Origin of the sequence: Nisaea sp., assembly GCF_965216895.1 — a bacterium.
In the GTDB taxonomy this organism is placed as follows: domain Bacteria; phylum Pseudomonadota; class Alphaproteobacteria; order Thalassobaculales; family Thalassobaculaceae; genus Nisaea.
On record NZ_OZ244205.1, the window covers coordinates 1286073 to 1298354 of the forward strand.

Annotated in this window: 11 protein-coding genes; 3 read left to right on the forward strand and 8 right to left on the reverse strand. The window is 63.5% G+C overall.

Annotation, left to right across the window (positions count from 1 at the left end; translation table 11 throughout):
* Window positions 1-175 precede the first annotated feature (175 nt).
* Window positions 176-715, forward strand: coding sequence for a peptide-methionine (S)-S-oxide reductase MsrA (gene msrA / locus ACOOE1_RS06210; RefSeq protein WP_420405468.1), 540 nt, complete (start codon window positions 176-178; stop codon window positions 713-715).
* A gap of 292 nt (window positions 716-1007) precedes the next feature.
* On the opposite strand, the gene ACOOE1_RS06215 is transcribed toward msrA, so the two are convergent.
* Window positions 1008-1538 carry a 2,4'-dihydroxyacetophenone dioxygenase family protein gene (locus tag ACOOE1_RS06215; protein WP_420405469.1) on the reverse strand — a complete coding sequence of 177 codons (531 nt, stop codon included), beginning with the start codon at window positions 1536-1538 and terminating at the stop codon, window positions 1008-1010.
* A 19-nt stretch (window positions 1539-1557) separates the two neighbouring features.
* A complete protein-coding gene (locus ACOOE1_RS06220) occupies window positions 1558-2271 on the reverse strand; it encodes an SDR family NAD(P)-dependent oxidoreductase (protein ID WP_420405470.1) in 714 nt (237 codons plus the stop codon).
* Window positions 2272-2446: 175 nt separating this feature from the next.
* Between ACOOE1_RS06220 and ACOOE1_RS06225 the strand changes: the two genes are divergently transcribed.
* On the forward strand, window positions 2447-3211 hold the full coding sequence (locus tag ACOOE1_RS06225) for an IclR family transcriptional regulator (protein ID WP_420405471.1): 765 nt from the start codon (window positions 2447-2449) through the stop codon (window positions 3209-3211).
* Window positions 3212-3293: 82 nt separating this feature from the next.
* Here the strand turns inward: ACOOE1_RS06225 and rpsD are convergent, their stop codons facing one another.
* From rpsD to cimA, 3 genes are all read right to left on the reverse strand, one after another.
* The gene (gene rpsD / locus ACOOE1_RS06230) at window positions 3294-3908 is read right to left on the reverse strand and encodes a 30S ribosomal protein S4 (protein ID WP_420405472.1); all 615 of its coding nucleotides are present in this window, start codon (window positions 3906-3908) and stop codon (window positions 3294-3296) included.
* Window positions 3909-4288: 380 nt separating this feature from the next.
* Entirely contained in the window at window positions 4289-5065 is a 777-nt protein-coding gene (locus tag ACOOE1_RS06235) for an RNA methyltransferase (RefSeq protein ID WP_420405473.1), read from the reverse strand.
* 3 nt (window positions 5066-5068) lie between these two features.
* Complete coding sequence (gene cimA, locus ACOOE1_RS06240) at window positions 5069-6682, reverse strand: citramalate synthase (RefSeq protein ID WP_420405474.1); 1614 nt, start codon at window positions 6680-6682, stop codon at window positions 5069-5071.
* A gap of 229 nt (window positions 6683-6911) precedes the next feature.
* On the opposite strand from cimA, the gene ACOOE1_RS06245 reads away from it, so the two are divergent.
* Window positions 6912-7547 carry a PAS domain-containing protein gene (locus ACOOE1_RS06245; protein WP_420405475.1) on the forward strand — a complete coding sequence of 212 codons (636 nt, stop codon included), beginning with the start codon at window positions 6912-6914 and terminating at the stop codon, window positions 7545-7547.
* Here ACOOE1_RS06245 and cysS read toward each other — a convergent pair.
* From cysS to ACOOE1_RS06260, 3 genes are all read right to left on the reverse strand, one after another.
* Window positions 7544-8935: a cysteine--tRNA ligase gene (gene cysS / locus ACOOE1_RS06250; protein ID WP_420405476.1), complete on the reverse strand. Its 1392-nt coding sequence runs from the start codon at window positions 8933-8935 to the stop codon at window positions 7544-7546. The genes ACOOE1_RS06245 and cysS overlap by 4 nt on opposite strands.
* Before the next feature lie 156 nt (window positions 8936-9091).
* Complete coding sequence (gltX, locus tag ACOOE1_RS06255; RefSeq protein WP_420405477.1) at window positions 9092-10441, reverse strand: glutamate--tRNA ligase; 1350 nt, start codon at window positions 10439-10441, stop codon at window positions 9092-9094.
* Window positions 10438-12132, reverse strand: a complete 1695-nt coding sequence (locus ACOOE1_RS06260) for an NAD+ synthase (RefSeq protein WP_420405478.1) — start codon at window positions 12130-12132, stop codon at window positions 10438-10440. Before ACOOE1_RS06260 ends, gltX begins: the two co-directional genes overlap by 4 nt.
* Between the last annotated feature and the right edge of the window lie 150 nt (window positions 12133-12282).

The window sequence follows — 12282 nt, forward strand, 5'->3', positions numbered from 1 at the left end:
CCGGTGAACAACGGATCCGGACCTTCGCGAGCGGCGGCGGGTCCGACGGCGCCGGAGTATAGGGAAACTGTCATTTTCGGCAAGGGACCTTGCCCGCGACTTTGTGACTTATCCGGCGGGCACCATGCCCTATATGATGATTGGAACGATCATCCGCGACCAAGGGAGCCCGAAAATGAGCACCGAGACCGAAACCGCGATCCTCGCCGGCGGCTGTTTCTGGGGCATGCAGGATCTTATCCGCAAGCATCCGGGCGTCATGGAGACCCGGGTCGGCTATAGCGGCGGAACGGTCGAGAACCCGACCTACGAGGACCTGAAGACCGGCCGGAGCGGCCATGCGGAAGCGATCGAGATCAAGTTCGATCCGGCGCAGACCAGCTACCGCGCAATCCTCGAGCTGTTCTTCCAGATCCACGATCCGACCACCGCGGACCGCCAGGGCAACGACCGCGGCCCGCAATACCGTTCCGCGATCTTCTACCTTTCGGACGAGCAGAAGCGCGTCGCCGAGGACACCATCGCCGATGTCGAGGCCTCCGGTCTCTGGCCCGGCAAGGTGGTGACCGAAGTGACCGCCGCCGGCCCCTTCTGGGAGGCCGAGCCCGTGCACCAGGACTACCTGCAGCGCATCCCGCACGGCTATACCTGCCACTTCCCGCGCCCCAACTGGGTGCTGCCGAAGCGCGCCCCGAGCGTCGCCGCGGGGGAGTAGATTGCCAAGGCCACATCTGTCCGGGGGACGGTAGCGAACGGATCGCGAATGTGAGAATCGACAAAGGCCGCTCCGATGAGCGGCCTTTTTCACAACTCTTTGATCCCGTCTTAACGGTAATGGAATTCGACCACGAGGTTCGGTTCCATCCACACCGGGTATGAGAGGTCTCCAACCTCGGGCTTCGGGAGAACGGGGCCACACTCCTTGTAGAGGTCACCCCTTCACGTCGTCCGTACCGCCGCCGCAACAGCATCCCGCATGACGGGCATCATCCGGCGAGCGCCGGCCCTCAGCGGATGAACGTTTCCACGTAATCGGCACCAAGCCCGACAGTCTCGAAATGGTCGCGGCACATGTCGATCTTGGTGAAGACATCCTCGTAGCCGAGATGGTTGCCGTCGGGATCGACGTAGTACATGACGCCGTTGACCTGGAAATAGGTGATCATCTCCTCGACATCGTCCGGCACCACAAGGGTGTGGGTCTCGCCCGGCGGCTCGAACACATAGCCGCCCTCGCGGGCTTCCCAGTCATGCTCCAGGTAATGCCATCGGCCTTTCAGGACGAAGCCGTGCACCGCGTTCGGATGCCGGTGCCGGGACAGCACGCCGGACTTGGTGACCTTCAGCAGGTTCATCCAGTAGCCCTGGCTGACATTCAGGCAGAGCGGGCGAAAGAACACGTTCTCGGCCTGCTGCACCCACATCCTTGGATCGTCCTCGGCAAGCGCGTCCGGGACAACGATTTCCGGCAACGCGTTGCGCGGCATCGGATGCTTGTAGGGAACACGCGGGTTCTCGTCAGTGCTAGCGAGTGGCATGGAAGGCTCCTCTTCCTCCTTACATTACGGCGTAGCCGCCATCGACATTCAGAATCGACCCGGTGACAAAACCCGAGCCCGGGCCTGCCAAGAACAATGCCGGGCCGACCAGATCCTCCGGTGCGCCCCATCTTCCCAAGGGCGTGCGGGAGAGAATCGCCTCTTCTCGCGCCGGGTCTTCGCGCAGTCCGTCGGTCAGGGGCGTCGCGATCCATCCCGGTGCGAGCGCATTCACGCGGATCCCGTCGGCGGCATAGGCGATGGCCAGGGATTTCGTCAGCTGCGCGATACCGCCTTTCGATGCCGCATATCCCGGCACCAGGCCGCCGCCGAAATAGCTCAGCATCGACGCGATGTTGATGATGACGCCACCGGCTTCCGCCAACGGCCGCCGCGCGGCGGCGCAGACGCGCATCGTGCCGGTCAGGTTGATGTCGACGACCTTCGCAAAGACCTCCGGCTCCAGCTCGGCCCCCCGGAAGATGACCCCGGCGGCATTGACCACGACCGCAAGCGGCGCCAGGCCTTCAACAAGCTCCGAGACCGCCTGGTCGTCGGTCACGTCCAGGCTGCGGAACGCGATCCCGTCCCGGTCTTCCGGCAACTCGCCGAGGCCGGCGGCCACAACGCTGTATCCGGCATCGGCGAACCCTTCGGCGAGAGCCTTGCCAATGCCACTCGTACCGCCGGTCACCAGAACGCGCGCCGCTTGCATCATTTTCCTTGTTTCCATCTCGATGTCCACAATATGGACTTTATTCTTATATAATGATATACATGCCATCAAACGCAGCCGTCAATCCCCGTTTTCGTCGGATTGGCAAGACCTATTGGCTATCATATAGTGGACAGATACCTCTCTGGACCGGTATCGGGATCGCCCGCGACACCGCCTTGACGGAGACCGAATGACATCAGGCGTGAAAGGTGCGCAGAGCTTCAGCCGTAGCCTCGGCGTGTTGCAGATTGTTGCCGACAGCGATGGCGAGGCGGATATCGGCCGGCTGCAGGAGGCCACCGGCCTCACCCGGCCGACGCTGTACAGGATCCTGGCATCTCTCGAGGCCGAAGGCCTGCTGGTCAGACGACCCGGCAAGCAATGGGAACTCGGCGCGCGGCTGGTGGCCTTGGCTCGCAAGGCATTGGCGGAAAGCGACATACGCACCCTCGCCCGCGCCCATCTGGAAGCCCTCCGCGACAGAACCGGCGAGACGGTCCATCTGGCGCTCAGAAGCGGCGACGAACTGGTCTATGTCGACAAGATCGAGAGCCGGCAGCTGGTCCGGATGTCCTCGGAGATCGGCACACGGGTGACCTTCTACAGCTCCGGGGTCGGCAAGGCCTTTCTCAGCGCCCTCGCCCCGCCCGCGTCGGAAAGAATCATCGGCGCACTGGAGCCGCGCCCGATGACCCGCTTCACGAATACGGACAAGGACGTGCTGCGCGAGGTCGTTTCCGCGGCACGCCGCAAAGGTTATGTCGTCGACGCTCAGGAAAACGAGGAGGGCATCGTCTGTTTCGGAGCACCAATCTGCGCCGCGGAAGACCGCCCGGTGGCGAGTGTCAGCGTTTCGGTACCGCTGTTTCGCCTCAAGGACGACCCGAACCACTACAGCGTGCCCCTGGTCGCCTGCACACGCTCCATCTCCGACGCTGTCTGGGGTCTGTACTGAGCGCCGCCATTGCGGCACGCCAGGCGAAAACAAAAAAGGCCGCTCCGGAGAGCGGCCTTTTCCGTAACTCTTTGAACCCGAATTAGCGGGAGTAGAATTCGACCACGAGGTTCGGTTCCATGTGGACCGGGTACGGGACGTCTTCCAGCTTCGGCGTACGGGTGAAGGTGCCGCGCTTCTTGTCGAGATCGACATCCATGTAGTCCGGAATGTCGCGCTCGTTGGAGGCGGCGGCTTCCAGAACCATCGGCAGCGCGCGGGACTTTTCCTTCAGCTCGACCACATCGCCTTCCTTGACCATGTAGGACGGGATGTTGACGCGCTTGCCGTTCACCAGCACGTGGTTGTGGCTGACGGCCTGGCGCGCGGCGAAGACGGTCGGGACGAATTTCATGCGATAGACGACGGCGTCCAGGCGGCACTCGAGAATGCCGACGAGGTTCTCGCCGGTATCGCCGCGGCGACGGACCGCTTCTTCGTAATACTTGCGGAACTGCTTTTCGCCGATATTGCCGTAATAGCCCTTCAGCTTCTGCTTCGCCATGAGCTGAATGCCGTAGTCGGACGGCTTGCGGCGGCGCTGACCGTGCTGGCCCGGACCATATTCGCGATCATTGAACGGGGACTTCGCACGGCCCCAGAGGTTGACGCCGAGGCGCCGGTCAATCTTGTGCTTGGAGCTAAGGCGCTTGCCCATAACTCATCTCCTTGAGCTTCTTTACATTGTCCCGATAGGACGTCCGGCCTTGCGGCCCTGGCCGGGGACAGGAAGCTGATCCGCCCGCCCCGCGTTCTCGGGAATTGAGGCGCGCACTATACGGATCAAAGACCTGAAGTCAAGCCGTGCGGCGCGCTTTCGGCAAGGCAATGAAGATCGTCGAGAAAGCGGACAAGACCCGGACCGTTGCAGACCGGATCATCCCACAACGCCGAGCGAGAAGCATGGCGCGATGGACCGGACCGCCACATCCCGCGCGGCGACGTCCCTTTCGCCATGTTCTTTTCCGCCGCCCTCAAAAAAACTGAACCTGGTTGCCGACGAGCGCAGGAGAATGTCCCGGAAGGCCGCCTGCGTCGCTAACCGTCGCTGCGGCCGTCCTTCTGCAACAGGGCACTCACCACGCCGTGGAGCGTGCGCACGTCCTGATCGGTCATCCGGGCACGGTTGAAGAAGTTGCGCAGGTTGCGCTTGATCGTCGGCGCGAGATGGTCCGGGTAAAGGAAGCCGCCGTCCTGAAGTTCGCGTTCCAGTCGGGTAAGGAAATATTCCCGGTCCTCCACGCTGGCGGGTTCGCCGCTTCCGCTCATGGTCCGTTCCGGCGTTGCGTCGCCCGCCTGGTACCATTCGTAGCCAAGCAGCAGCACCGCCTGCGCGAGATTGAGGGAGGCGAACGCGGGATTGAGCGGGACATGGACGATGGCGTCGGCGAGCGCCACCTCGTCGTTCTCCAGCCCCGCCCGCTCCGGGCCGAAGAGAATCCCACCGCGATGTCCCTCGGCGAGATGCCTCTTCATGACCGACGCCGCTTCGCGCGGGACGTAGGCATCCTTAACCTGGTCCCGGCTGCGCGCCGTCGTCGCCAGCACAAGATTGAGGTCGGCGACGGCATCCTGAGTCGTCTCGTAGAGCTTCGCGTTCTCCAGCACCGAGACGGCTCCGGAGGCCATCGCCTCTGCCGCCGGGTTGGGCCAGCCGTCGCGCGGCGCTACGAGGCGCATCTCACCGAGCGCGCAATTCAGCATGGCCCGCGCGCAGGCGCCGATATTCTCGCCCAGCTGAGGGCGTACGAGAATGATGACGGGTGCCACCGCGTCTGGCTGCGCCGCGGCCTTGCTCTTATCCGTACCGGCCATGGCTCAGGCGTCGACTTTCGCTTTGGTTCCAGCCTTCAGCAGGCAGTAGGTCAGGCTGTCCGAAAGCGCCATGATCGAGGCGTCGATGATATTGGCCGAGACGCCGACCGTGCGCCACACGCTGTCGTCCGGCCCCGCGCTCTCGATCATCACGCGGGTCACGGCGTCGGTGCCGTCACTGCTCGGCGGCGGCGGCAGGATGCGAACCTTGTAGTCCATCAGTCTGACGCCATCGATATTCGGATAGGCCGTGCTGAGCGCCTTGCGGATCGCGAGGTCGAGAGCGTTGACCGGGCCGTTACCGACCGCGACCTCATGCAGGCGCTGTCCAGCGACCTCGACCGTCGCCGTCGCTTCGGACTCGATGACGAGTTGTCCCTTGGCGTTGAATCGGCGCTCGTCCATCACCCGGAAACGCTCGATGTTGAAATAGTCGGGCACGGATTCGATGGTCCGGCGGGCGAGCAGTTCGAAGCTGGCCTCGGCCGTATCGTAGGAATAGCCGAGAAATTCCTTTTCCTTAACATCCTCGACCAGGCGCTGGATCTTCGGATGCTTCGGATCGATTTCGACCCCGATCTCGGCGAAACGGGCGAGGATGTTTGAGCGGCCGGCCTGGTCGGAAACCAGGATATGGCGCTGATTGCCGACCGACTGCGGGTCGATATGCTCGTAGGTCCTCGGGTCCTTCTGCACCGCCGAGACATGCAGGCCGCCCTTGTGCGCGAAGGCCGCCTCGCCGACAAAGGCGGCATGCGGGTTCGGCGCCCGGTTAAGACGGTCGTCCAGCATGCGCGAGAGCTTCTTCAGCTGGGTCATGCCTTTCTCGTCGACCCCCGTCTCATAGCCCATCTTGAGGCCGAGAATGGCGGTCAGGGTGACGATGTTCGCGTTGCCGCATCGCTCCCCGAGCCCGTTGATCGTGCCCTGCACCTGCCGCGCGCCGGCGCGCACAGCGGCCAGGGTGTTTGCCACCGCGTTCTCGGTGTCATTGTGAGTGTGGATGCCGACATGATCGCCCGGCACCACCTTGACCACGTCTGAGACAATTTCTTCCACTTCATGCGGCAGCGCGCCGCCATTGGTGTCGCAAAGCACGATCCAGCGCGCACCGGACTCGTATGCCGCTTTCACGCAGGACAGCGCGTAGTCCGGGTTCGCCTTGTAGCCGTCGAAGAAATGCTCGCAATCGAACATAGGCTCGAACCCGCGCTTGGCCGAGAGCTTCATGCTGTCGCGGATCATCTGCACGTTCTCGTCACGGTCGATCTCCAGGGCGACGTCGACATGGAAATCCCAGGTCTTGCCGACGAGACAGGTTGCCGCCGCCCTCGAGTCCAGCACGCCCGCAAGACCCGGGTCGTTCTCGGCGCTGCGGCCGGCGCGCCGGGTCATGCCGAAGGCGACCAGCTTGGCCCGCTTGAGTTTCGGGGGCTCGGAGAAGAACCGGTCGTCCGTCGGGTTGGCGCCGGGCCAGCCGCCTTCAATGTAATCGATACCGATCTCGTCGAGCGCGCGCGCGATGGCGATCTTGTCCGCCGGCGTGAAATCGACGCCGCGGGTCTGCTGACCGTCCCGGAGAGTGGTATCGAAGAGATAGACGCGATTGTCCGTCATGGCCCGTTCCTTCATTGCGAGGCGGTGTTTTAGCACCGCCCCGGCGCCGGAGACAAAGCCTATAGGACACAGCGCCCGGCCTGCCTCTCGCCATATCGAATGCGCCAAGTGGCGAACGGCGGAAAACGGGCATCGGCGTTGCAAATCGATGCATCCACCCTAGGTTTGTTTTGATATAAGTGATCCACCCCAATCCTGCGGATCGACGCGCGCCCGCCAAAAGGCCCCCATGAGCTTCACGCCGGACCAAAGCCCATTCATTTACGCATCCGTGCCGGAACACGATCCGGCAATACAGAAACTGCTTCCAGACCCACGGCAGTACAGTCTGCGCAATTACGCGATATGCGGCTTTCGAAATGCAGGTCTCGACAGCGCCCGCTTCATCCACACGCAGCACCGCTGCCTGATCGACTGGTTCAAAGGAAGGTTCAGGAGCGATCTCGATGGTGTGCTGTTCGAGGACTTCGATCCGATCGACGTGAAACCCGCCCTCGGCTCCATCGTCGTTCTCGAACCGACGGACGATTATGAGGGATATCGCTACCGGCTCTACGGATCCCAGGTTGTCGACACCTATGGTTTCGACCTTACCGGGCGGACAAGCGCCCAGCTCAATACGCAATCAACCCGGAACGTTCGCCCGCAATATCAGGCAGCGGCGCGCAACAACATCACGGTCTATACGGAGCACGATCTTCGCCGCCGGAAAGAGCCGGACATTATCGAGCGTTGGGACCGCTGGTCCCGCCTGATCCTTCCGTTGGTCGACGAGGAATCCGTCGTGAGGCGGCTCTTGGTCAGCATGGTGCCAACGGAAATTCCGTTCAACAGCGCCTACGAGAGCGACGCTCCGGCGCGTTAGGACCGACGCCAGGCCGTCCCCCCGGCCCCGTCCTCGAGCACGATTCCGGCAGCCGAGAGTTCGTCGCGAATGCGGTCGGCCTCGGCGAAGTCCTTCGCCTTGCGCGCTGCGAGGCGGCGCTCGACGAGGTCATCGATCTCTGCGTCCGCGAATCCGCCTCCGGCGGCGGGAGTCCACTTGAACCAGGCCTCCGGGTCACTCCAGAAGAGTCCGAGCAGCTCTCCCGAGGCTTTCAGTTTTGCCTGCAGAACGGCCTTTTCCTTCGGATCCGTGACCTTGTTCGCTTCGGTCGCGAGCGCGTGAAGCCGGGCAATGGCGAGCGGGGTGTTGAGATCGTCAGCCAGCGCCGCGACCAGTTCCTTGTCCGGGCTCGCGTCCGGCAGATCGCCGCCGGCGTCGCGCAGCACCAGATAGAACCGGTCGAGCGCGGCTTTGGCTTCTTTCAGACCGTCCTTGGAGAAATCGAGCGGCGCCCGGTAGTGGGTCGAGAGCAGGTGGAAGCGGATGGTCTCGCCCTGCCATTCCTCGAGCAGGTCGTGGACGGTGTAGAAGTTGCCGAGGGACTTCGACATCTTCTCGCCCTCGACGGTGACGAAACCGTTATGCAGCCAGGTCCGCGCCATGCGCTCAGTGCCGTGCGCGCAGCAGCTCTGGGCAATCTCGTTCTCGTGGTGCGGGAAGATCAGATCGAGCCCGCCGGCATGGATGTCGAATTCCGCGCCGAGATATCGTGCGCTCATCGCCGAGCATTCGATATGCCAGCCCGGGCGGCCGAAGCCCCAGGGACTCTCCCACCCCGGCGTCTCTGCGTCGGACGGTTTCCAGAGCACGAAATCGGCCGGGTCGCGTTTGTAGGGCGCAACCTCGACGCGGGCGCCGGCGACAAGCTCGTCCCGGTTCCGGCGCGAAAGCGTCCCGTAATTCGGCATGGAGGGTACGCTGAAAAGCACGTGGCCTTCGGCCTCGTAGGCATGGCCCTTCTCGATCAGGCCCTCGATCATGGCGATCATGCCCGCGACATGCTCGGTCGCCCGTGGCTCTTCTGTCGGGGCAAGCGCCCCCAGCGCCGCCATATCGGCGCGGTAGATCTCCGCCGTGCCGTCGGTCAACTCGCGGATGGTGATCCCGCTTTCCTTTGCCCGCGCGTTTATCTTGTCGTCAATGTCCGTGATGTTTCGGACATAGGTCACGTGCTCCGCGCCGTAAGCCAGGCGCAGCAGGCGGAACAGCACGTCGAAGGCGACCACGGGTCGGGCATTGCCGATATGGGCATAGTCATAGACGGTCGGACCGCACGCATACATGCGGACATTCGAGGGATCGATCGGCGAGAAAACCTCCTTCTCGCGCGTCAGGGTATTGTGAAATCTCAGGGTCGTGGCGGACATCGCGCAGACTTTCGGTTCGCGTGGAATAGAGAAATGTTCGAAGAGAGCCGCCCGCGCGGCCCGGATCGCCTAGGCGCGACAGAGATCGCCGGCGAGGAAGGCCGGAACAGAGATCACGTCCTGCAGCTTGCGCGAAAACATCTTGTCTCTTTTTCCTTAGGCGCGATGGCCCTGAAGCCGCGCGAGGACTTTTTCGCGCGGGATCAAAGGTAGCAGGTCGGCCATGTCCGGTCCACGGCTTTGCCCTGTCACGGCCTCGCGCAGCGGCATGAAGAGCTGCTTGCCCTTGCGCCCGGTCTCCGCCTTTACCGCCTCGGCCCAGGCGCTCCACGTATCCTTGCTCCAGGGAGTTTCCGGGAGATGCTTCGCGGCGGTCGCGGCATAACCCGGATCCTCGACCAGCGGGTCGACCTCTCCGCTGCAGACCTGCCACCAGAGTTTCGCGTCGGCGAGCTTTTCCAGATTGCCCCGCACCGCCATCCAGAACGGCGCTCCACCGCCGATACCCAGGCCCAGAAGCCGTTCGGCCACAACGGTGTAGTCGGTCTCATGCAGGATCTTCGCGTTCAGCGCTTCCAGTTCCGCCGGATCGAAACGCGGCGTCGCGCGCGAGAACTTGGAGATGTCGAACGTCTCGATAAGCTGACCGATCCGCTGACACGGCTCGACCGGGTCCGAGGTTCCGAGCTTGGCAAGCAGAGTGTTGATCGCCATCGCCTCGAGCCCGTCCTCGCGGAGCTGCTCCAGGCTGAGTGATCCGAGGCGCTTGGAGAGACCCTGCCCGTCCGCGTCTGTCAGTAGCGACAGATGCCCCATCTTGGGCGGTTCCGCGCCGAGCGCCTTGAAAAGCTGGATCTGCGCCGCCGAGTTGGTGAGATGATCCTCGCCGCGCAGGATGTGGCTGATGCCGAACTCGATATCGTCCACCACGGATGCCAGGGTATAGATTGGCCGCCCGTCGGCGCGCAGCAGGACCGGGTCGCTGAGGCTTGCCATGTGATAGTGGGACTCGCCGCGCACCAGATCTGTCCAGCGCTCCTCCTCGTGCAGAAGCAGGAAACGCCAGTGCGGCTGGATCCCGGCGGCTTCCTTATCGGCCTTCTCCGCATCCGTCAGCTTCAGCGCCGCGCGATCATAGACCGGCGGGCGGCCGGCGGAGAGCTGCGCCTTGCGCTTCAGGCCAAGTTCGTCCTGGGTCTCGTAGCAGGGATAAAGCCGTCCCGCCGCCTTGAGCTTTTCGACGGCAGCGTCATAACGCGCGAGGCGGTCCGACTGGCGCGCGAAATCGTCCCAGGTCAAGCCGAGCCAGGTGAGATCCCGCTTTATTCCTTCGGCAAACGCCTCCGTCGACCGCTCGTCGTCCGTGTCATCCATGCGGAGCAGAAACGCTCCCTTGAGCTTCCGGGCATAGAGCCAGTTGACCAGCGCGGTCCGCGTATTGCCGACATGCAAGCGGCCCGTCGGGCTCGGTGCGAACCGGACGACGACTTCTCTTGAAACGGTCATTCTGCTGCCTTGGCGGACGGCGACGCCGCGTAGGCGCCGAGAAAAGCGTTGGTGAGCGGATAGCGGCGGTCGCGGCCGAAGGCCTTCAGTGTGACCTTCACGCCCGGCGGGGCCTGGCGGCGCTTGTACTCCGCCCGGTCGAGCAGGCGCCAGACCTTCAGCACCGTCTCCGGTTCATGTCCTTTGGCCACGATATCGGCAATCGGAGCCTCGTTCTCGATCAGCTCTTCCAGAATCGCGTCCAGCACCGGGTAGGGTGGCAGGGAGTCCTCGTCCTTCTGGTCGGGCCGGAGCTCCGCCGACGGCGGTTTGGTGATGATCCGCTCCGGCATCACAGCCCCGTCCGGCCCGAGCGCTCCCTCCGGCTTGTGCCCGTTGCGCCAGCGGCAGAGCGCGAAGACAGACATCTTGTACACGTCCTTCAGCACATTGTAGCCGCCGCACATGTCGCCATAGAGCGTGGCATAGCCAACCGACATTTCCGACTTGTTGCCGGTCGAGAGCACCATGTAGCCGAACTTGTTGGAGAGCGCCATCAGGGTCATCCCGCGCGAGCGCGACTGGATGTTTTCCTCGGTGATGTCGCTGTTGGTGCCTTCGAAATACGGCGCGAGCATGTCCGAGAAGGCACCCATCGCCGGACCGATATTGATCTCGTCCAGCTTGACGCCGAGCAGCCGCGAGGCCTCCGACGCGTCCTCAAGGCTCTCCCGGCTGGTATAGGGTGAGGGCATCATCACGCAATGCACACGGTCAGACCCGAGCGCGTCGACCGCGACGGCGGCACTCAGGGCGGAGTCGATGCCGCCGGACATGCCGATGAGCACGCCCTTGAAACCGTTCTTGTTCACATAATCCCGAACGCCGCAGGTCAGCGCCTGATAGAGCGCGGCTTCGCCGGTCTCGACCGCCACCGTCTCGCCCGGCGCGCAGACCCAGCCGCCGGCCTCCTTTGTCCAATGCGTGATCGCGACCTTTTCCTGCCAGGCCGGGAACTGCCAGGCGAGCGTGCGATCCGCGTTCAGCACGAAGGAGGCACCGTCGAACACCAGTTCGTCCTGGCCGCCGAGCTGGTTCAGATAAACCAGCGGAAGACCGCTCTCGACCACGCGCGCGACGCCGAGTTGCTGGCGCTGATCCGTCTTGCCCAGCTCGAACGGCGAGCCGTTCGGCACCAGCAGGATCTCACCGCCGGTTTCGGCCACGCACTCGACCACGTCCGGAGTCCAGATGTCCTCGCAGATCGGAATGCCTATCCGCACGCCCTTGAAGGCGATCGGCCCCGGCATTTCGCCGGCCGCGAATACGCGCTTCTCGTCGAACACCCCGTAATTCGGCAGATCCACCTTGTAACGCTCGGCCGTTACCGCGCCATCCTCTATCAGCAGGATCGCGTTATAAACGAGGCCGTCCTCGCCGCGCCAGGGAGCGCCGAGCAACACTGCAGGGCCTCCATCCGCCGTCTCTTTCGCAAAGGCCTGCACGGAGGTCCGGACGCTGTCGATGAACATCGGTTTCAGCACCAGGTCTTCCGGCGGATAGCCGCAGACATAGAGCTCGCTGGTGAGCAACAGGTCGGCGCCTTCGCCTGCCGCGAAAGCCCGCGCTTCGCGAAGACGGTCAAGATTGCCCTGAAAGTCCCCGACGGTCGGGTTCAACTGGGCCAGCGCTATCTTAAGAGTGTCGGTCATGACGCCTCTCTTAGCGCGGTGCGGACAGGCTCACAAAGGGAAATATGCGCCATTCAAGCACGCCAACGCACCCAGGGAACGCAGATTTCCCGACGCCGAGGCGGATGCTTCGCCGTCGCGAATATGATAGGGATGCCGAACGTTCGAGGA